Source organism: Pseudonocardia sp., assembly GCF_029263155.1.
GTDB lineage: Bacteria > Actinomycetota > Actinomycetes > Mycobacteriales > Pseudonocardiaceae > Pseudonocardia.
Genome location: NZ_JAJCYB010000039.1, coordinates 1 through 20,264 on the forward strand (window position 1 = coordinate 1; position 20,264 = coordinate 20,264).

Sequence of the window (20,264 nt, forward strand, 5' to 3'; positions counted from 1 at the left end):
GAGCGCCCGCAGCGCAGCGAGGACGAACGACGTTGACACCGACCAGCGGCGGAAGACGATCTACCCGGGAGGGAGGCAGAACACCCGTCGCTCAACAGGAACGACCTTCATCCGCAGCTTGACATCCATAGGAGCATCCCGGTGACGGCCTGGTCGTCGCGGCCGACGGGATCACCGTCGACCTCGACGGGCACCTGATCGACGGCATCGGGCTCGGCAACGGGGTACTGGTCAACGCGGACGCGGTGACCGTCACTAACGGCACGATCACCGAGTTCGACCAGGGTGTCGGGGTCGGGGCCACGACCGGCGTGCTGGTCAGCGGCCTCACGCTGACCGCGAACCAGGAGGCGGGTGTGCTCCTGACCGGGGCCACCGGCACCGTCGTGCGGGCCAACACCATCAGCGAGAACGCCGACGGCATCTGGCTGACCGCGGGCACCACCAACGCCAAGGTGCTCGGCAACTCGCTCAGCGCCAACCCCGGCGCCGGCGTACGCGTCGAGAACTCCCCGGGCAACCGGGTCGACGGCAACACGATCGCCGAGTCCAGCGAGGCCGGCGTCGTCGTCGAGGGTTCGACCACCACGGTGGTGGCCGGCAACACGCTCACCGGCAACAGCGGTGGCGGCGTGAGCGTCGATCTCGCCTCGCACGACTCGGTCGTGGTCGACAACACGATCACGCTCAGCGGTTCGGGCGGCGTGTCGGTGACCGAATCCGACCGGGTGCAGGTCGTCGCCAACGTGATCAGCCAGTCCGGCGGCACGGCCATCGCGCTGGAGCTCGCCGCCGACGGCCTGATCCGGGGCAACGACGTCCGGGGCAACCCGGGCGGCATCGACCTGAACCTGTCGACCGGCCACCGGATCGAGAACAACGACACCGGGGCGTCCTCGGGGACCGGCATCGCGCTGGAAGGGGGCTCGATCGGCAACGAGATCATCGGCAACCGGTCCAGCGCCAACTCCGGCGAGGGCATCTACATCGGTGACGCGGCGGCGTCGGGTGCGGGCAACCTCATCGAGAACAACACCGCCGACAACAACGGCGGCGCCGGCATCAACGTCAACGCCGCGGTGCACACCATCCGCGGGAACACCGTCAGCGGCAACGACGGCTGGGGCATCTTCGCGGTCCCCGGCAACATCGACGGCGGCGGGAACATGGCCTCGGGCAACATCGAGCCCGGCCAGTGCTCCGGCGTGGTCTGCGCGGTCGCACCGCCGCCCGGCGCGCCCAACACCATCCTGGTCGAGCGGCCGACCGACCCGTCGAACAGCCGCAACGCCCTGTTCACCTTCACCGGGACCGACGACACCACCACCGTGGCGAACCTCGGCTTCCAGTGCCGCATCGACTCCACGAACGAGGCGGACTTCGTCGACTGCGAGAACCCGCAGGAGTACTTCTCGCTCTCGCCGGGTGATCATGTCTTCGAGGTCCGCGCCGTCGACGCCCAGGAGTTCGTCGACCCGACCCCGGCCCGCTGGGAGTGGGAGTACGTCCCGCTGCCCGCCGGCGTCGCCCCGCTGGCCCAGATCGGGCTGGCGCCGGCTGCGGAGACCCCGCTGCTGGAGGCCGCGTTCACGTTCACCGCGAACGAGCCCGACGTGACGTTCGAGTGCTCGCTCGACGGCGCGCCGTACAGCCCGTGCGCGTTCTCCTCGGTCTACGAGTTCGACGAGACCCAGGTCGGTCCGCACACCTTCGCCGTGCGTGCCACGGACTTCGAGGGCAACACCGGCCCGCCGGACGTCCACGACTGGACGATCCTCGGGGTGATCACCACGATCACCGCCGGTCCCGCGTTCACCCCCGGTGACCCGGGTGAGCCCGCGACCGGCGGGGACACCACCGACACGTTCGCGACGTTCGAGTTCTTCGCGAACGCGGCCGACGCCACGTTCCGGTGCTCGCTCGACCTCGGCCCGTTCACGGCGTGCACCTCGCCGCGGACCTACAGCGGTCTCGCGTTCGGCGAGCACCTGCTGCGGATCGTCGCCTTCGACCCGGCGACCGGGCGTGAGCAGCTGGAGCCCACCGAGTACGAGTGGGCGGTCATCACCGGCACCGACGTCGCCCCGCCGGCGACGCAGATCCTGACCGGCCCGCGAACGGCGACCCCGTCGGACCAGGCCACGTTCACCTTCACCGGCACCGACAACCTCACCGCGCCCGCCGGCCTGGAGTTCGTCTGCGCCATCGACGGCGGCGAGTTCCTGCCCTGCACGAGCCCGTGGACCTACCCGAACCCGGACGTCCCCGAGCCGCTGGCGCCGAACGTGCTGCACACCTTCGCGGTGGCCGCGGTCGATCTGGAGGGCAACATCGACCCGACGCCCGACAGCCTGACGTGGACCTTCACGCAGGACGTCACCGCGCCGACGGTCAGCTTCCTGGCCACCCCGGCGGCGACGACGGGGGCGACCACGGCGAGCTTCGTGTTCAGCGCGAACGACCCGTACCCGGTGTTCGAGTGCGCGCTGAACGGGGCGGCGTTCGAGGCCTGCGAGTCGCCCCTGCAGATCCAGGGCCTGGAACCGGGAGCGCAGCTGCTCGCGGTGCGGGCGCTGGACCTGACGGGCAACGTCGGCGCGGCCACGGAGTTCGCGTGGACGATCGTCGGGGAACCGGTGACGGCCTTCACCGCCACGCCGCCCCTGGCGTCGACCAGCTCGACGGCGACGTTCGCGTTCGCCGCGGACCAGGCCGGATCGACCTTCCTGTGCTCGGTGGACGGCGGAGCGTTCGCGCCGTGCACCTCGCCGGTGACGGTCACGGGGCTGGGATCGGGTGACCACCAGTTCGCGGTCCGCGCGACCAACTCCTTCGGCGTCGTCGCGACGGAACCCGTCGTCTTCGCCTGGACGGTCACGCTGCCCCCGCCGCCGGTCACGACGTTCTCGGCCCAGCCGGCCGCGACGACGGCGGACACCACCGCCACGTTCGCCTTCACGGCGGACACGGCGGGCACCACATTCGAGTGCGCGCTCGACCTGGCGGCGTTCGCGCCGTGCACCTCGCCGGTCACGGTGACCGGCCTGGCGATCGGCGAGCACGACTTCGCGGTCCGGGCGACCGGTGCGGAGGGTCAGCCCGCAGCCCCGGTGGTGATCGAGTGGGAGGTCCTGCCGCCCGACACGGTGGCCCCGGACACGACGCTCGCGTCGGGTCCGCCCGCCTCGACCACCGCCACGGAGGCGACGATCACCTTCGGGACGACCGAGGCCGGATCGACCTTCGAGTGCGCGGTGAACGGCACCCCGTTCGCAGCGTGCGCGTCACCCCTGACGCTGACCGGCCTCGCGGCCGGCAGCCACGAGGTGCAGATCCGCTCGACCGACCCGGCCGGAAACGTCGACGCGTCGCCGCTGGTGATCGCGTGGACGGTCACCGCACCCGCGCCGAGCTGCCCGACCACGCCGGTCACGGCGAACTCGGTGGCCGACAGCTGGATCCTGCAGGACTCCGCGTCGCAGAACTACGGGACGGACTCGATCCTCAAGGTCGACTCCAAGTCCGGGGCGAACTCCCGCGCCCTGGTCCGGTTCGGGTTGCCGGCGCTGCCGGCCGGCTGCACCGTGACCGCGGCGACGCTGCGGCTCAACGCGGCCTCGGCGGTCAGCGGCCGCACGCTGCAGGCCCTGCCGGTCACGGGTGGCTGGGCGGAGAACACGGTCACCTGGGCGACCCAGCCCGCGACCGGTTCCCCGGCGGCCACCACGACCTCCGGCAACGGCTACCGCCAGTGGACGGTCACGTCGCAGGTGCTCGCCATGTACGCGGGCGCCAACAACGGGTTCCTGATCCGGGACGCGTCGGAGAACGCGAACGGCCGCCTGCAGGGCTTCCGCAGCCGTGAGGAGGGCAGCAACCGCCCGCAGCTGGTGATCACGTTCGGCCCGGGGTCCGCCCCGCCGCCGTCCGGGCCGCCGCCCGCGGACACCACCCCGCCGGACACGGTGATCGGTTCGGGCCCGGCGGCCAGCTCCACGGCGACGAGCGCGACGTTCGCGTTCTCCTCGTCCGAGGGCGGCTCCACGTTCACCTGCGCGGTGAACGGTGGCACCGCGGTGGCCTGCACCTCGCCGCTGCAGCTCACCGGCATGGCCCCCGGGTCGTACTCGCTCGCCGTCCGCGCCACGGACGCCGCGGGCAACGCCGACCCGACCCCGGCCACGTACGCGTGGACGGTGACCAGCGGCACGACCACGCCGCCGCCCTCGAGCTGCACGTCCGCACCGGTCACCGTCGGTGCGGACCGGGACGCCTGGATCGAGCAGAAGGACCCGGGCAAGAACTACGGGACCGACTCGGTGCTCAAGGTGCGCGCCAAGAGCGGCGAGCACTCGCGGGCGCTGATCCGGTTCGCGCTGCCCGCCGCCCCGGCCGGCTGCCAGATCGTGGGTGCCGAGCTGCGGGTGCACAACGGATCGCCGAAGTCCGGCCGCACGATCCAGGCCCTGCGGGTCAACGGGGCCTGGACCGAGGGCGGGGTCACGTGGGCCAACCAACCCGCGACGACGGGTACCGCGGTCACCGCCGCCACCCCGTCGGGGTCGTCGACGATGACCTGGAACGTCACGGCGCAGGTCCAGGCCATGGCGACCGGGACCAACAACGGCTTCCTGCTGCGCGACGCCAGCACCAGCGGCGACGCCGAGCAGGGTTTCCACAGCCGCGAGAAGGCCCCGGACCAGCCGCCGCAGCTCGTGATCACCTACGGGCCGGCCTCGTGAGAGCTGGTCGCGCGACGGTGCTGGCCGCGCTCGCCGTGACCGTCCTGGTGGCGGGCTCGGCACCGGCCGGGGCGCACGACCCGGTGGCCGGGGCCACCCCGGCGGTGCCGGCGGGCGCCGCCGGGGGGCCGGAGGCGGGCACCGTGCTCGCCGCGCCGCCCCCCGTCGGCACGACGATCGCCGTGCCGGCGGGGATGGCGGGCCCGACCGGCGCCATCGTCACGACGTCGCTCGAACCGGGGGCGGCCGCCCAGGTGGCGATCGACTTCGCGCTCGCCCAGATCGGCCTGCCCTACCTGTGGGGCGGCGACGGCCCGCAGGCCGGGGACGCGGGCTTCGACTGCTCGGGTCTCACCACCGCCGCCTACGCCGCCGCAGGGATCGCGCTGCCCCGCACGGCGCAGACCCAGTACGACCGGGGCCCGCACGTGGCGCCCGGCAGCCCGCTGCTGCCCGGTGACCTGGTCTTCTACGGCGTGCCGTCGACGGTGCACCACGTGGGGCTCTACCTGGGCGGCGGCCGGATGGTGAACGCGCCGCGGTTCGGCAAGCCGGTACAGATCGCCCCGCACCGCTGGACCGGCGACGACTACCTCGGCGCCACCCGGCCGGCCGCCGGTGGCTCCGGCACGGTGCTGGCGTTCTCGGGTGGGGCGGGCACCGGGCCGGGCGGTGGCACGCTGATCACGGCCCCACCGCCGCTGGTGGCGCTGCTGCTCCCACCCGCTCCCGACGCGGTCCCACCGCCGACGGTGATCGACCTCGCCCCGCCACCGGCGTCGGCGCCGCTGCTGCCCGCCGACCCGCCCGCGGGCGCGCCCGCGCTGCCGGATCCGCCTGCGGCCACCCCGCCCGGCGGGGGCACGGTCATCGACGCGCCGCCGCCGCTGGCCGGGGGCACGCCGGTGGGCCCGCCACCGTCGTCGGGTCCCGTGGTCCAGCCGCCGCCCGGTCAGGGCCCGACGGTCCCGCCGGTCGGCCCATCCGGGACCCCGGAGCCGCCGACCCCGACGCCGATCGATCCGCCGCCCGGCGTGCCGGGAGCGCCGGCGTCGTCGGGGCCGGGGTCCACCCCGCCGACCGAGCCGGTCACGCCGACTCCCACGCCCACCCCGACGCCGACCCCGACTCCCACGCGCCGACCCCGACTCCCACCCCGACGCCTGACCCCACCCCCGACCCGGTGCCCGCACCGGCTCCACCGGTGTCGGTCGTGAGCGGGGGCGAGGTCGTGGACGTCGTCGACTCGACACCGGGCACGCTGGGCAGGTTGGTGCTGGTGGTGGGCGCGTTCACGGCGTGGCCCGCCGCGGACGACGTCGTGCTGCTGGTGGCGGCGGACGGCACCGAGCGGCGCGCGACGGTGGTCGAGTCCGACCCGGCCACCGGGCGGCTGGTGGTGGACCCGATCGCCTGACACGCAGGTTGCGCGCAGCGACCGCCCAATCCGGCGGCTTCCCTACCGCAGCCCGAGGACGACCTGGACGGCCCGATCGACGGCGCGCAGCTCGCCCGCGGTCGGGCGTCCGGCGAAGTCGCCGAGGCGGACCGCATGATCGACCGCGGCCATCTGGTCCACGACCACCCGCGTCGGGGCGCCGTCGATCTCGATCGTGGGCCGGAAGCTACGGTCGGGTGCGCCCGTGGAGGTGGGCGCGACGATCCACGTGGACAGCGGTGCCAGTTCGTCGGCCTGCAGCACCACGGCGTACCGACGGCCCTGCTGCTCGTGTTCACGGGCATCCCGCGGCGCGCGTAGCCGGTAGAGACCACCACGCACCGTCGCCGTCCATCTCCTCCCGGATGGCGCGGATCTCCGCGACGTCCGCCGGATCGGCCGCCGCAGCCTCCGCCTCCGCACGGAGGCGGGTGGACTCCCGATGACGGTAGGCCAGCAGGACCGCCTCGCGGATGACGTCGGACTTGCTGCGGCCGTCGCGGGTGAGCTCGGCGAGGGCCGAGTCGGTCTCCGGGTCCGTACGGATCGTCACCGTGGACATACGACGACGTGCAATGCCGACTGTCGTGCTCTCCCTAGAACAGGACGAGCCAGATCGCGACGTGGTGGCAGATCGCGGCGAGCACGGTGGCGGCGTGGAAGAACTCGTGGAAGCCGAACGTGCGCGGCCACGGATTGGGCCAGCGGGTGGCGTAGAAGACCGCGCCCACGGTGTAGAGCAGCCCGCCGACCAGGATCAGCACCAGTGCGGCGACCCCGCCGCCGCGCAGCAGGTCGGGGAGCACGAACACCGCGACGTAGCCCAGGGCGAGGTAGATCGGCACCCCGACCCAGGAGGGAGCGTGTGGCCAGCGCATCTTCAGCGCCACGCCGGCGAGCGCACCCGTCCAGATGATGGCGAGCACCACGGCGGCCCGGTCGGGAGCCATCGTCAGCGCGATCACCGGAGTGTACGTGCCCGCGATGAACAGGAAGATCATCGAGTGGTCGAGCCGCTTCATCAGTGTGCGGCTGCGAGCGGTCTTCCAGGTGCGCCGGTGATACAGCGAGCTGGTGCCGAACAGACCCAGGATGGTGACGCTGTACACCGTGGTGGCCAGCGCGACCCCGCCGCCGAACAGGGCGGCCGAGACCGGGATCAGCGTCGCGCAGGCGGCGACGGACACGACGAACGACCAGAGATGCAGCCACCCCCGCATCCGGGGTTTGACCAGCGGCGGCGACGGAGCGACGGTCCCGGCAGGCACCGTTCGAGATTACGGCACGCGGGACGGCGAGGTGGTGACGCGCGCGTGAACCTCCTCGCGCGGACGACGATCACCGCTGCCGGATCGGCGTAGGCTCACCGGCCGTGGGAGTGCGCGAGGTGCTGTACTCGATCTACGAGCGTCGACTCAGCCGCGAGCTGAGCGGGGTGGGCGGGCGTCCTCGCCATGTGGCGCTGATGCTCGACGGCAACCGGCGGTGGGCCCGGGACGCGGGGCTCGAGGACGTCAACGACGGGCACCGCGTGGGAGCTGCCAAGATCGCCGACCTGCTCGGGTGGTGCGAGGAGGAGCGGGTCGAGGTCGTCACCCTGTTCCTGCTGTCCACCGACAACCTGACCCGGCCGGCGGCCGAACTGGGCCCGCTGCTGGAGATCATCGCCGACGTCGTCGACGAGCTCAGCGGTCCGGAGGCTCCGTGGCGGCTACGGGTGGTGGGGGCGCTGGACCTGCTGCCGACCGGCATCTCGGCCCGCCTGGCGAACGCCGCCGCTCGCACGGTCGACCGGTCGGGCCTGCAGCTCAACGTCGCGGTCGGCTACGGGGGCCGCCAGGAGATCGCCGACGCCGTGCGCAAGCTGTTGTTGCAGCACGCCGAGTCGGGCACGTCGATCGAGGAGCTCGCCGAGGTCCTCGACGTCGACCACATCGCCGCGCACCTCTACACCTCCGGCCAGCCGGACCCGGACCTGGTGATCCGAACATCCGGTGAACAACGGTTGTCCGGATTTCTGCTGTGGCAGTCGGCACATTCGGAGTTCTGGTTCTGCGAGGCCTACTGGCCGGCGTTCCGGAAAGTCGATTTCCTGCGCGCGCTGCGCGACTACGCCGCACGCCACCGGCGATTCGGTTCCTGAACGGCGAAACGGCGCCGAACCCGGAGGTTCGGCGCCGTTGCGCTGGACGGCTGAGATCAGTCGTCGATGTTCTGCACCAGGGCGTCGCCGGCGGCGGCGTCCTGGTCGCAGGTGCGGGTGTCGCCAGCGCCACCCTCGTCCTCCGCCTCGGCGGTGCCGAGCAGGCCCAGCGCGCCGGTGAGGTCGGCCTGGACGTCAGAGACCTGCACGCCCAGCACGTTGACGGGGACGTCGTTGTTGCACGCCTGGATCGGCACGTTGACGTTGTTGCCGGTCACGTTCACGAGGCCGATGTTCTCGTCACCCGTGGCGTTGTTGCTGTTCTCGTCGACGTCGACCGAGGACGAGCCGTGGTGGTGGCCGTGGTCATCGCCCTTGTCGCCGGCGAAGGCGAGGGGGCTCAGCGCCAGCAGACCCGCAGCGGCCGCAGCCACGACAATTCCAGCCTTCTTCAGCACAGTTCATCTCCTGTTGGTGATCCGGAATCAGCCGAGGCCTTTTCCATTCAGAGCCAGCGTCCGACCGGGGAGCCCGCGCTGACTGAGCAAAAGGTAGCGCGCGCCCCGGTCAACAACAAACCGCCTAACTCCATCGAGTGGCACATGTACCAAGGGTTTTGATACGCCCCCTTTCGGTGCCTGTTTTCCGGGCCCAGCCGACCCGTATCGGGTGACCATCTGACACTGTGTGATCGACAATCACCCTTCTGCGGACGTATCCTTTCGCCTGGACACGCGAGGTGAGCGGGCCGCCACATGCGTGTCCCTGCGATCGGCCGTTCGGTACGGGTACGGTGCGTCGATGCCGGTCGACGACGCGGTGCGTGACTACCTGTTGCTCGCACTGCGACTCGGTGACCGTCGTCCGGGATCGGTCGTTGCTTTTTCGGGTGACGGTCGGCTCCTCGCGGAGGTGCGGGCGGAGCGGCCGCCGTCCCCGGCGGCACTCGTGCGGGCGGCCGGACAACTGGCGGCGCGCCTCCCCGGGCTCGGCCTGCCGCCCGCGCGCGCCCGGTTCCTGACCGCTCAACTGGTGGCGCTGGAGGTGTCGGCGCGGCGGCTGGCGGGCCAGGCCTTCCCGTTCGCGCGCGAGCTGGCTACCACCTACGACTCGCCGGTCGACCGCGGCTCGGAGGACGGCTACCGCGCGGCCCACCGCGAGCTCGACGCCCTGCTCCCCGGCCGGGGGGACCTCGCGGACCGGCTCGCCGCGCACCGGCGGGCCGACGAGGTGCCCCGGGACCGGCTCGCCGTCGCCGTGGAGGCGCTGGCCGCGGCGCTGCGGCAACGGGCGGGCGATGCCGGTCTCGTCACCGGCGACGACGCGCTGGCGACGGGGGTCGTCGACGGCGCGCCGTGGGCGGCGCTGCACCGCCGGGACGGCCCCCGCCGGTCCCGGCTGCTGGTCAACGCGGATGTCCGTCCGCGACGTGCGCAGCTGGCCCGGCTGGTGGCCCACGAGACGGGCCACCACGTCGAGCAGTGGCGACGCGAGACCGTGCTCGTGGCGCAGCGGGGTTGGCGCGAGCACGACATCGTCCTCGCCGGGACACCGCAGAACGTGATCTCCGAGGGCGCGGCCGAACTGGCGCTGCGGGTGCTCGTCGGCGCGGCGTGGGGCGGCTGGGCGTCGGCGGTGCTCGGGGGCGTCGGGCTCGGGTTCGACGGGGAGCGGGCCGAGCGCATCGCCGCGGCCACGGACCGCCTCGCCGGCGTGCGGCTCGACGCGGCCCTGCTGCTGCACGGCGGGCGGGCCCGGGCCGCCGACGTCCGCACGTTCCTGCGGCGCTGGCTGCTGATCGACGACGGGCGGGCCGCCCGGGTCATGGCGTTCCTGGCCGACCCGGTGTGGCGCGGCCACACCCTCGCCTACGTCGCGGGTGCCCCACTCGTGCGGCGCTGGCTCGAGCGCCCGTGCGTGGACGTCGCCACACGGCTGGGGGACCTGCACGACGGCCCGTGGACCCCCGCGGCCCTCCGGGAGGAGCTGCGCCGACCGGGGTGACGCGGGCGACAGGCGGTACCTGTCAAGCGATCAACGGTAGGCCGTTCTGTTAATTCTCGGTTCGCGTTCCGGCGCGGCCCGCAAGTTGCTGTTGACCGCATGGGGGTGACCGCCGGTAGCGTTCGTGGTGGCGGTACGTACCCGATGCGCACCGCCCGGGGAGGCCCTGGTCGTGGTGTTAGCACCCGAGGGGGCCGGCACCCGGCCCTCGTGGGCGCGTGCGGCGAACGTGCCGCAGGCGCCCGTGCCAGGGCCGGCCGGCCCACCGAGTAGTGGGCGCGGTGCCGCGCCCACGAGGGAGCAACCGTGACCGACGCCCGTCGTAACGCCCTTTCTTCGGCAGAGACAATCGCTACCGGCACTCGCTGCTACGTGCTCGACACCTCCGTGCTGCTGTCCGACCCGTGGTCGCTGACCCGGTTCGACGAGCACGAAGTGGTCCTGCCGCTGGTGGTCATCTCCGAGCTGGAGGGCAAGCGGCACCACCCCGAGCTGGGTTGGTTCGCCCGTACGGCGCTGCGCACGCTCGACGAGCTGCGCATCGAGCACGGCCGTCTCGACGCACCGGTCCCGATCGGTGAGGCCGGCGGGACGCTGCACGTCGAGCTCAACCACACCGACCCGGAGGTGCTCCCCGCGGGCTTCCGCACGGATTCCAACGACTCCCGCATCCTCGCCTGTGCCCTGAACCTGGCCGCCGAGCGCAGGCTCGACGGGCGCGGCGACGTCGTGCTCGTCACGAAGGACATGCCGCTACGGGTGAAGGCGGCGGCCGTCGGGTTGCAGGCCGACGAGTACCACGCCCTGGACGTGGTGCCGTCGGGCTGGACCGGCATGGCCGACGTCGAGGTCACCTCCGACGACGTCGACGCCCTGTTCAAGGAGGGCTCGATCGACCACGACGTCGCCCGCGACCTTCCGGTGAACACCGGCCTGCGGCTGCTCGGTGGTGGGTCGGCGGCGCTGGGGCGGGTCACGGCTGACAAGCGGGTACGGCTGATCCGCGGCGACCGCGAGGCGTTCGGGTTGCACGGCCGCTCCGCCGAGCAGCGGGTGGCGCTGGACCTGCTGATGGACCCCGACGTCGGGATCGTCTCCCTCGGGGGCCGGGCGGGCACCGGCAAGTCGGCGCTCGCCCTGTGCGCCGGTCTGGAGGCGGTGCTGGAGCGTCAGCAGCACCGCAAGGTCGTGGTGTTCCGGCCGCTGTACGCCGTCGGCGGGCAGGAGCTGGGATACCTGCCCGGCAGCGAGAACGAGAAGATGGCGCCCTGGGCGCAGGCCGTCTTCGACACCCTCGGTGCGCTGGTCAGCGACTCGGTCCTGCAGGAGGTGCTGGCCCGCGGGATGCTGGAGGTGCTTCCGCTCACCCACATCCGCGGCCGCTCGCTGCACGACTCGTTCGTGATCGTCGACGAGGCGCAGTCGCTGGAGCGCAACGTGCTCCTGACCGTGCTCTCCCGGCTCGGCACGGCCAGCCGGGTGGTGCTCACCCACGACGTGGCCCAGCGCGACAACCTGCGGGTCGGCCGGCACGACGGCGTCCAGGCGGTGATCGAGAAGTTGAAGGGTCACCCGCTGTTCGCCCACATCACGCTCACCCGGTCGGAGCGCAGCCCGATCGCGGCGCTGGTGACCGAGATGCTGGAGGGCCCGCAGGCGTAGCGGCCCGGACGGCCGGCCCGGATCGGCGGCCCCGGATCGGCGGCCCCGGATTGCAGCAAGGCCACCTTCACGCAATCTCGTTGCGTGAAGGTGGCCTTGCTGCAATGAGCTAGAGCCCGTGCGGGGTGCCCTCCGTGAAGCCCGCCGTGGTCTGCACGCCGATGACGGCGCGGTCGTGCAGTTCGGCAAGCGTACGGGCGCCGGCGTAGGTCGCGGCGCTGCGGACCCCGGCGCAGATGCTGTCGAGCACGTCCTCGACGCCGGGACGCTGCGGGTCCAGCAGCTGGCGCGAGCTGGAGATGCCCTCCTCGAACAGGCCCTTGAGGGCTCGCTCGAAGCCGTCGTCACCGCGGGTGCGGGCGCTGACGGCCCGCTTGCTCGCCATGCCGAACGACTCCTTGTACGCGCGGCCGGCCTCGTCGCGCAGCAGGTCGCCCGGCGACTCGTAGGTCCCGGCCAGCCAGGACCCGATCATCACGGCGGAGGCGCCCGCGGCCAGCGCCAGGGCGACGTCGCGCGGGTGTCGCACGCCGCCGTCGGCCCAGACGTGCACGCCGTGCTCGCGCCCCGCCGCGGCGCACTCGAGCACCGCGGAGAACTGCGGCCGGCCCACGCCGGTCATCATCCGCGTGGTGCACATCGCACCCGGCCCGACGCCCACCTTGACGACGTCCGCGCCGGCCGCGGCGAGGTCGCGCACGCCCTCGGCGGTCACCACGTTCCCGGCCACCACGGGAACCGCGGCGTCACCGACGGCGGCCCGGACGGCGCGCAGCGCGTCGAGCATCTTGTCCTGGTGCCCGTGGGCGGTGTCGACGACGAGCACGTCGACACCGGCGTCGAGCAGTGCCTTCGTCTTGACGGACACGTCGCCGTTGATGCCGACGGCGGCGGCGGTGCGCAGCCGGCCGTCCGCGTCCAGCGTCGGCCGGTAGACCTCCGCCCGCAGCGCGCCCAGCGGGGTCAGCAGCCCGGCGAGGCGGCCGTCGCCGTCGACGCCGAGGACGACCCGTCGCCCCGAGGAGAACACCTCCCGCGGCGCCGTGCCGAGGGAGACGGTGAGCGCACCGGGATCGAGCACGTCGGCGAGGCGGGTGAAGCGGTCGACGCCCGTGCACGCCGCCTCGTCGACGGTGCCGACCGGGCGCCCGCCGCCGTCGACGATCACGACGGTCCCGTGGGCCCGCTTGGGCAGCAGGTTGACCGCGTCGGCCACCGCGTCGGCGGGAGTGAGCACGAGCGGGGTGTCCCAGACGGGGTGCCGGGACTTGATCCACGCCACGATCTCCGCGACGGCGGCGGGTGCGACGTCCTGCGGCAGCACCGTGAGGGCGCCGCGGCGGGCGAGCGTCTCGGCCATCCGGCGCCCGGCGACGGCGGTCATGTTGGCCGCGACCACCGGGACCCCGGCCCCGGTGCCGTCGGCCGTGGACAGGTCGACGTCGAAGCGGGACGTGACCGACGACCGCCCCGGCACGAGGAAGACGTCGTCGTAGGTGAGGTCGTGGTTCGGGGTCTGGCCCTCGAGGAAGCGCACGGTGACGGGAGTCTACGCGCCCGCGGCGGTGGGGGCCGTGACGAGCGCAGCCGCAGGCGCACCGTGCTGCGACGCGTCCAGTGCCTACGCGCCGCCGCCGAGCAGGGCGCGCACCGCGTCGATCGTGTCGGCCTCGGCCGGGGTCTTGTCGGGCCGGTAGCGCAGCACCCGCGCGAACCGCAGCGCGACGCCACCCGGGTAGCGGGTGCTGCGCTGCGCACCGTCGACCGCGATCTCGACGACCAGCTCGGGTCGCAGCAGGACCGCGTGACCGCCCTCGGTGCGGACGTACTGCGGGAAGGTGGCCGTCTGCCAGGCCAGCAGCTCGTCGGTCATGCCCTTGAACGTCTTGCCGACCATGATCGGCTCGCCGCCGTCCGCGTCGCGGGCGCCCAGGTGGATGTTGGACAGGTATCCGGTGCGCCGCCCGTACCCCCACTCGGCGCCGATCACCACGAGGTCGAGCGTGTGCACCGGCTTGACCTTCTGCCAGGCCTTGCCGCGCCGCCCCGCCGCGTACGGCGAGTCCAGCGCCTTGACGACGACGCCCTCGTGCCCGGCGCCCAGCGCCGCGTCCAGCACCTCGGCGGCCTGCTCGGGCGTGGGTCGACGGGCGCCGGGCATCCGCAGCGGTCCGGGGAGCAGCCCGGCCAACGCGTCCAGGCGCACGTGCAGCGGCTCGTCGAGCAGGTCGGTGCCGTCGAGGTGCAGCAGGTCGAAGAAGAACGGGCTGAGCACGGTGTCGCCCGCGTCCGACCCGAAGCGGCTCATCGTCTCCTGGAACGGGCGGGGGCGGCCGTCGTCCGCCACGGTGAGCGTCTCGCCGTCGAGCACCGCCGCGTGGCAGGGCAGGGCCCGGACCTGCGCGACCAGTTCGGGCACGGCGGCGGTGATCTCGCGCAGGGTCCGGGTCCAGACCCGCACCTCGTCGCCGTCGCGGTGCACCTGGATGCGGGCGCCGTCGAGCTTGAACTCGACCGTGACGTCCTCGCCGAGGCCGGCGAGCGCGGTGTCCAGCGAGCCGGCGGGGGCGGCCAGCATCGGCCGGACCGGGCGTCCCACCTGCAACGACACCGCCCGCAGCGCCTCTGCACCGCCGTCCAGGGCGAGCCGCGCGGTCTCGGGGAGTCGCCCGGACAGCATGAACGCCCGGCGCACCACCGGCGCCGGCACCTGGGCGGCGGCGGCCACCGCGTCGAGCATCACGCCCTCCAGCGCGCCGTGGCGCAGTTCGCCGCCGAGCAGCCGGCGCAGGAACCGCTGTTCGTCGGCGGTGGCCGCCCCGAACAGCCCCGCCAGCAGCTCCGCCCGGCGCGCGGTCGACCCGGCGCCGGTGGTACCCGCCAGCGCGTCGAGCGTGGCGTCGACCCGGGTGACCGTCAGCGTCGGCGTCGGTGCGGGCGCCGCGTCGAGCCCGGACAGGGTGCGCCACCCGGTGCCGATCCGGCCCTGCCGGGCCTCCCCGGCCAGCCACGCGGCGACGGGCTCGACCTCGCCCGGTCCCGCGGCACGCAGCAGCGCGGCGATGGCCGCGGCCTTGGCCGAGCGCGACCGGGTGGCCCCAACGGCACCGGAGACGTCGACGACCTCACCCAACAACACCAGCGCCCTCCCACCCGGCCCGCCGCACTTCGGAGCCACAGTGCAGTCGGCAGGGCCGTCGTACAGCAGTATGGCTCCGAGGTGCTGGGAGTCGGGTCAGCCCATCGTCTTCTGGCCGTCGAGGGCCTCGCGGAGGATGTCGGCGTGTCCGGCGTGCTGCGCCGTCTCGGCGACGATGTGCGTGAACACCCGCCGCGCCGAGCGGGTGGCGCCCGTCGGGAACCACGGCGCCTCGGGCAGCGGGTGTGCCACGTCGAGGCTCGGCAGGCTCGCCACCAGCGCGTCGGTGCGCTTCGCGACGTCGGCGTACTCGGCCAGCACGCCGGCCAGCGTCTCGTCGGGGCGCAGGACGAAGCCGTCGGCGTGCTCGGCCCAGCTGTCCGCGGTGGCCTCCATCGCCGCGGTGCCCCGCTCGATGAAGTCGAGCCAGCCGGCCTCGGTCCGCGCGACGTGCTTGATCAGCCCGCCGAGGGTCAGCTCGCTGACGGTGGTGCGCTGTCGCGCCTGCTCGTCGGTGAGGCCCTGCACGGTGTGCAGCAGGAAGCCGCGGTGGGTGGCGAGGGTCTCGAGGAGGTCGACGCGCTCGGTGTTCGTCGTCATGAGCAGAACTCTATGAGGCCCAGTGGCCAGTTTCTGACCGCAATTGCGCGAGACTGCGGACATGGCGAACACGGGTTCCCGGACGTTGCGGCTGCTGTCGCTGCTGCAGACGCACCGGCACTGGCCGGGGCCGGATCTGGCCGAGCGGCTCGGCGTCTCGCCGCGCACCCTGCGCCGTGACGTCGACCGCCTCCGCGAGCTCGGTTACCCGGTGGAGGCGAGCCGGGGGGTCGACGGCGGGTACCGGCTGGCCGCGGGCGCCGCGCTGCCCCCACTCGTCGTCGACGACGACGAGGCGGTCGCGCTCGCGGTCGGGATGCAGGCCGCCACGCAGGGGGCGGTGGCCGGGATCGAGGAGTCGGCCGTCCGCGCGCTGACCAAGGTGGTGCAGGTGATGCCGCCGCGGCTGCGCCGCCGCGTCGACGCGCTGCGGGCGGTCACCGAGCCGCTGGTGTGGGGCGGGGCGGCGGCGCCCGCCGTCGATCCGGCGGTGCTCATCGGGGTGGCGCAGGCCTGCCGCGACACCGAGCGCCTGGAGTTCGGCTACACCCCGCTGGACCGCGAGCCGATGGACCGCCACGTCGAGCCGCACCGGCTCGTGCCGCTCGGCCGTCGCTGGTACCTGGTGGCCTACGACCTGCACCGCCACGACTGGCGCAGCTTCCGCCTCGACCGCCTCACCGCGCCCCGCTCCACCGGCGCCCGCTTCCGGTCGCGCGCGCTGCCCGCCGCCGACGCGGCAGAGTTCGTCCGGGCCGCTCTCGGCGCGCCGCAGCCCACCGCGTACCGGGTGGAGGTCCTGGTGCACGCGCCCGCGGCGGCCGTCCGTGCGAAGGTCGGCCGCTAGGCCGAGGTCGCCGAGGTCGACGCGGGGTGCTGCGTGCTGCGGATGACCACCGACTCCCTGGACTGGCCCGCGATGGCGCTCGGCACCGCCGGCGTGGACTTCGAGGTGCGCTCGCCACCGGAGCTGACCGACGTGCTGCGGGACTGGGGCGCGCGGTTCAGCCGGGCGGCGGGGTGAGGCCGTCGACGTAGCGGGTGACCTGTTCGGCGAACCGGTCGAAGTCGTCGAGGCGGGAGGAGAGGATCTCGTGGATGCGCGCGGGTGCGATGTCCTCGTAGTGATGGACGAGGCGGTTGCGCATGCGGGCCATCGGCTCCAGCTCGGTGGCGAACCCGGGGTCCAGCACGCCTTCCTTGCCGAGGATGGCGAAGACCGCCGCGTAGGTGGTGGGCTGGCCGAACCCGCGGTCGGCGATGACGTGGTGCCCGACGCTCAGCGTCGTCTCGATCGCGAGCTGCAGGAACCGCTCGGCACTGCCGAAGTTGCGCGGGTCGGCGGTGAACTCGTCGACAGGGGTGGTGGCGAGCTCACGCAGGAAGCGGACGTACCTGGCGAGCATGGCCAGGAGCTGGTCCACGCGCGGGCGATCAACCACGACTCAGCCCGCCGGTACGCGCCCGATCCCGGACCGCCCCGAGGTAGGCGTCGTGGAATGGGCGGAAGTCGAGGAAGCGCTGTTCCACCGACGCGCGGAACCGCACCCTCGCGACGTCGTCGCGGCTGAAGACCGGACGCCCGGCGACGATCCGGAACTGCATCCACAGCGGCGCGTCCTCGCACACGACGAGATCGACGTCGTCGCGACCGGCGGCCCGGGCGAGCGCGTCATGGAGCCGGGCGTCGTCGAGCAGCGTGCCGCGCGGGTCCACCGACACCGCGAGGTCCAGGTCGCTCCCCGGTCGCGCCGTGCCGTCGGCGACCGAGCCGAACGCGAACGCGAACCGGACGCGCGGGTCGGCCGCGAACGCCGGGGCGAGCAGCTGCGACAGCGTCTCCACCTCGGCGTCCACGTCGCCCAGTGTGGCACCGGGCGTCAACCGGCCAGCGCCACCGTCGTCGGCTCGCCGATCCCGGGCAGGCCGGGGCGGCTGACCACGTCGACGGTCAGCTCGCCCACCTGCGTGGTGACGACGAGCCGGGTCGCCGGGCCGAGAAACGTGCTGGTCAGGACGGTGCCGGGAAGGCCGCCGCCGCCGACGGTCAGCTCCTCGGGCCGCATCGCGCGCTGCGGCGCGCCGGGGGTGATCGCGCCGTCCGCCACCGGCACCGAGTTCATGATCCCCACGAACCCGGCGACGAACGGCGTCGACGGCGTGGAGTAGACATCCTGCGGTGTGCCCACCTGCTCCAGCCGCCCCGCGTTCAGCACCGCCACCCGGTCGGCGACGGCGAGCGCCTCGGCCTGGTCGTGGGTGACGAACAGCGTGGTGATGCCCTCGGCGAGCTGCAGGCGGCGGATCTCGTCGCGCAGCTGCACGCGGACGCGGGCGTCGAGCGCGGAGAGCGGCTTGTCGACCAGCAGCACCGCGGGGGAGACGGCGAGCGCGCGGGCCAGCGCCACCCGCTGCTGCTGCCCGCCGGAGAGCTGGTGGGGGTAGGCGTCACCGCGGGACCCGAGCCCGACGAGCTCCAGCAGCTCCCCGGCCCGCGCGCGCCGCTTCGCGGTCGCCACCCGGCGCACCCGCAGGCCGAACGCGACGTTCTCCGCCGCGGTCATCGTCGGGAACAGCGAGTACGCCTGGAACACCATGCCGGTGTCGCGCTTCGCGGCCGGGACGCCGGTGACGTCGCGCCCGCCGACCAGGATCGAGCCGGACGTCGGCTCGTCGAACCCGGCGAGCAGCCGCAGCGCCGTGGTCTTCCCGCAGCCCGACGGGCCGAGCAGCGCGAGCAGCTCGCCGGGGGCCAGCGTCAGGTCGAGGCCGTCGAGCGCGTGGGTGGTGCCGTAGGTGCGGCGCACCCCGCGGAACTCCACGGTCGTGCCGGTGGTGACGGGCGCGGCGGCGAGATCGGTCATCGGGCACTCCTGCGGGACGATCCGGCGAGGGACACCGCGAGCAGCAGCACCCAGGTGAGCAGCAGGCTGGCCAGCGTCAGCGCGACCGCGACGCCCGCCTGGCTGCGCCCGATCTCGACGATCGCCACGGGGAACGTGTCGCCGTAGAGCAGGATCCGGGCGATGACGATCTCGCCGAGCACCAGCGCGAGGGTGAGGAACGCGGCCCCGAGCACGGCGCTGCGGATCGCCGGCAGCACCACCCGCAGCAGCGTGACCGGCAGCGACGCCCCGAGGTTGCGGGCGGCCTCCACCAGCGTGCGCAGCGGGATGGCGGCCAGCCCGTTGTCGACCGAGCGGTAGGCGAAGGGCAGCGCGAGCACCACGTAGAAGGGGGTGAGCGCGGTGAACGACGAGGCGAACAGCGTGCGGAACACCGGCCCGTCCAGGTTCGCCTGGACGAACGCGATGCCCGCCGCCATGACGACCGGCGGCACGACGATCGGCAGGATCGTGGCGCTCTCCAGCAGCACCGCGGCCACCGGGAACCGCAGCCGCACCCACACCGCCGTCGGCACGACGAGCGCCAGCACCAGCGTCGCGGTGACGACGGCGATCTGCAGCGACACCAGCAACGACGAGAGCAGCACCTCGTCGGTGGCGATCGTCAGGTAGTTGGCGACGCCGTACCCGCCGCCGGGGATGCGCAGGCTGAACTCGGCCGCCGAGAGCAGCGGTACCAGGAAGTAGACGAGCGCGAGCCCGAGCACCACGACCCGCCAGCGCCGGCGCCTCATCGGGCCTGCCAGCGCGACGCCCGACGCTGGAGGAACACGTACCCGACCATCACGACGGCGATGACCAGCACCATGTCGAGCCCGAGCGCGAGCCCGACGTTCTGCGCCCCGGCCAGCACGTTGCCCGACAGCGCCGACGCGATCGCGGTGGGCAGCAACGGGATCGAGCCGCTGGTGAGCGCGAGGGCGGTGGCGTAGGCGGCGAAGGCGTTGCCGAACAGCACGAGCGTGGCCCCGCCGAGCGCGGGGGCGAGCACGGGCAGCGCGATGCGTCGCCAGTAGGTCCACGCCGACGCGCCGAGGTTCTCCGCGGCCTCGCGCCACTGGGGCAGCAGCCCTTCCAGCGCCGGGGTGATCAGGATGACCATGAGCGGGATCTGGAAGTAGACGTAGGTGAGCGCGAGGCCGGTGAGCGAGTCGATGCGGAACCCGGAGGCGTACAGGTCGAGGCCGGCCGACCGCAGGAACCGGGTCGCGAGCCCGGTCTGGCCGAGCGCGGCGATGAACGCGAACGCCAGCGGCACGCCGCCGAAGTAGGCCAGCACGCCCGAGCCCGTCGACACGATCCGGCGCAGGGGGCTGCCCGGCCGGCTGGTCAGCACGGCCTGCGCCAGGAACGCGCCCGCGACGGCGCCGACCAGCGCCGTGCCCGCAGAGAGCACGATGCTGGAGGTGAACGCCGCCCGGTACTGCGGCTGCGTCACCGAGGCGATCACGTTGTCCAGCGTCGGACGCCCGTCGGGGTCCGACAGCGCCCCGCTGATCACGAAGTACAGCGGGCCACCGAGGAAGACCAGCAGGTAGGCGACGAAGGGCGCCAGGCCCAGCGCCGCCCGCCACGAACGCTCCGGTCGTGCCTTCTCGGGTGGCGCGACCGGAGCCTCCAGGAGCGTCAT

At 73.5% G+C, this 20,264-nt stretch carries 17 protein-coding genes and 2 pseudogenes; 7 read left to right on the top strand and 12 right to left on the bottom strand.

Features of this window, described 5'->3' with window-relative positions; genetic code table 11:
- The first annotated feature begins 206 nt into the window (after nt 1-206).
- The 3 genes and pseudogenes from Q1K26_RS06710 to Q1K26_RS06720 all read left to right on the top strand — a co-directional run bounded on the left by Q1K26_RS06710 (nt 207) and on the right by Q1K26_RS06720 (nt 6,159).
- On the top strand, nt 207-4,742 hold the full coding sequence (locus tag Q1K26_RS06710; RefSeq protein ID WP_363320434.1) for a DNRLRE domain-containing protein: 4,536 nt from the start codon (nt 207-209) through the stop codon (nt 4,740-4,742).
- Between the two features lie 248 nt (nt 4,743-4,990).
- Nucleotides 4,991-5,356: pseudogene (locus tag Q1K26_RS06715) on the top strand (C40 family peptidase); the annotation flags it as partial.
- A 599-nt stretch (nt 5,357-5,955) separates the two neighbouring features.
- A complete protein-coding gene (locus Q1K26_RS06720) occupies nt 5,956-6,159 on the top strand; it encodes a hypothetical protein (protein WP_300008533.1) in 204 nt (67 codons plus the stop codon).
- 42 nt (nt 6,160-6,201) lie between these two features.
- Here the strand turns inward: Q1K26_RS06720 and Q1K26_RS06725 are convergent, their stop codons facing one another.
- Genes Q1K26_RS06725 through Q1K26_RS06735 form a run of 3 tightly spaced genes read right to left on the bottom strand, consistent with a single transcriptional unit; the run spans nt 6,202 to nt 7,400 of the window.
- Nucleotides 6,202-6,522: a type II toxin-antitoxin system PemK/MazF family toxin gene (locus tag Q1K26_RS06725; RefSeq protein ID WP_300008536.1), complete on the bottom strand. Its 321-nt coding sequence runs from the start codon at nt 6,520-6,522 to the stop codon at nt 6,202-6,204.
- Entirely contained in the window at nt 6,476-6,733 is a 258-nt protein-coding gene (locus Q1K26_RS06730; protein WP_300008539.1) for a hypothetical protein, read from the bottom strand. The genes Q1K26_RS06725 and Q1K26_RS06730 overlap by 47 nt, the downstream gene beginning before the upstream one ends.
- Before the next feature lie 43 nt (nt 6,734-6,776).
- Nucleotides 6,777-7,400 (bottom strand): hemolysin III family protein, encoded by a 624-nt coding sequence (locus Q1K26_RS06735; RefSeq protein ID WP_300008589.1) that lies wholly within the window; start codon nt 7,398-7,400, stop codon nt 6,777-6,779.
- Nucleotides 7,401-7,558: 158 nt separating this feature from the next.
- On the opposite strand from Q1K26_RS06735, the gene Q1K26_RS06740 reads away from it, so the two are divergent.
- Nucleotides 7,559-8,323 (top strand): isoprenyl transferase, encoded by a 765-nt coding sequence (locus Q1K26_RS06740; RefSeq protein ID WP_300008591.1) that lies wholly within the window; start codon nt 7,559-7,561, stop codon nt 8,321-8,323.
- A gap of 56 nt (nt 8,324-8,379) precedes the next feature.
- On the opposite strand, the gene Q1K26_RS06745 is transcribed toward Q1K26_RS06740, so the two are convergent.
- Nucleotides 8,380-8,781, bottom strand: a complete 402-nt coding sequence (locus Q1K26_RS06745) for a hypothetical protein (protein WP_300008542.1) — start codon at nt 8,779-8,781, stop codon at nt 8,380-8,382.
- A 343-nt stretch (nt 8,782-9,124) separates the two neighbouring features.
- Between Q1K26_RS06745 and Q1K26_RS06750 the strand changes: the two genes are divergently transcribed.
- Together Q1K26_RS06750 and Q1K26_RS06755 are read left to right on the top strand one after the other, a co-directional pair.
- Nucleotides 9,125-10,327 carry a DUF885 domain-containing protein gene (locus tag Q1K26_RS06750; protein WP_300008545.1) on the top strand — a complete coding sequence of 401 codons (1,203 nt, stop codon included), beginning with the start codon at nt 9,125-9,127 and terminating at the stop codon, nt 10,325-10,327.
- Nucleotides 10,328-10,675: 348 nt separating this feature from the next.
- Nucleotides 10,676-11,989, top strand: coding sequence for a PhoH family protein (locus Q1K26_RS06755; RefSeq protein ID WP_300008593.1), 1,314 nt, complete (start codon nt 10,676-10,678; stop codon nt 11,987-11,989).
- A 109-nt stretch (nt 11,990-12,098) separates the two neighbouring features.
- Here the strand turns inward: Q1K26_RS06755 and Q1K26_RS06760 are convergent, their stop codons facing one another.
- From Q1K26_RS06760 to Q1K26_RS06770, 3 genes are all read right to left on the bottom strand, one after another.
- Nucleotides 12,099-13,526: a GuaB1 family IMP dehydrogenase-related protein gene (locus tag Q1K26_RS06760; RefSeq protein ID WP_300008547.1), complete on the bottom strand. Its 1,428-nt coding sequence runs from the start codon at nt 13,524-13,526 to the stop codon at nt 12,099-12,101.
- An 84-nt stretch (nt 13,527-13,610) separates the two neighbouring features.
- A complete protein-coding gene (locus Q1K26_RS06765) occupies nt 13,611-15,128 on the bottom strand; it encodes an ATP-dependent DNA ligase (RefSeq protein WP_300008549.1) in 1,518 nt (505 codons plus the stop codon).
- Nucleotides 15,129-15,224: 96 nt separating this feature from the next.
- The gene (locus Q1K26_RS06770; protein WP_300008551.1) at nt 15,225-15,728 is read right to left on the bottom strand and encodes a DinB family protein; all 504 of its coding nucleotides are present in this window, start codon (nt 15,726-15,728) and stop codon (nt 15,225-15,227) included.
- 61 nt (nt 15,729-15,789) lie between these two features.
- Between Q1K26_RS06770 and Q1K26_RS06775 the strand changes: the two are divergent.
- Nucleotides 15,790-16,752, top strand: a pseudogene (locus Q1K26_RS06775) (YafY family protein).
- On the opposite strand, the gene Q1K26_RS06780 reads toward Q1K26_RS06775, so the two are convergent.
- The 5 genes from Q1K26_RS06780 to Q1K26_RS06800 are packed head-to-tail and all read right to left on the bottom strand — an operon-like array spanning nt 16,733 to nt 20,264.
- Nucleotides 16,733-17,152, bottom strand: coding sequence for a DUF86 domain-containing protein (locus Q1K26_RS06780; RefSeq protein WP_300008553.1), 420 nt, complete (start codon nt 17,150-17,152; stop codon nt 16,733-16,735). The pseudogene Q1K26_RS06775 and the gene Q1K26_RS06780 overlap by 20 nt on opposite strands.
- 10 nt (nt 17,153-17,162) lie before the next feature.
- Nucleotides 17,163-17,585, bottom strand: a complete 423-nt coding sequence (locus Q1K26_RS06785) for a nucleotidyltransferase domain-containing protein (protein ID WP_300008555.1) — start codon at nt 17,583-17,585, stop codon at nt 17,163-17,165.
- 23 nt (nt 17,586-17,608) lie between these two features.
- Nucleotides 17,609-18,592, bottom strand: a complete 984-nt coding sequence (locus Q1K26_RS06790) for an ABC transporter ATP-binding protein (RefSeq protein WP_300008556.1) — start codon at nt 18,590-18,592, stop codon at nt 17,609-17,611.
- Nucleotides 18,589-19,368, bottom strand: coding sequence for an ABC transporter permease subunit (locus Q1K26_RS06795; protein ID WP_300008558.1), 780 nt, complete (start codon nt 19,366-19,368; stop codon nt 18,589-18,591). The genes Q1K26_RS06790 and Q1K26_RS06795 overlap by 4 nt, the downstream gene beginning before the upstream one ends.
- Entirely contained in the window at nt 19,365-20,264 is a 900-nt protein-coding gene (locus Q1K26_RS06800) for an ABC transporter permease subunit (protein ID WP_300008560.1), read from the bottom strand. Before Q1K26_RS06800 ends, Q1K26_RS06795 begins: the two co-directional genes overlap by 4 nt.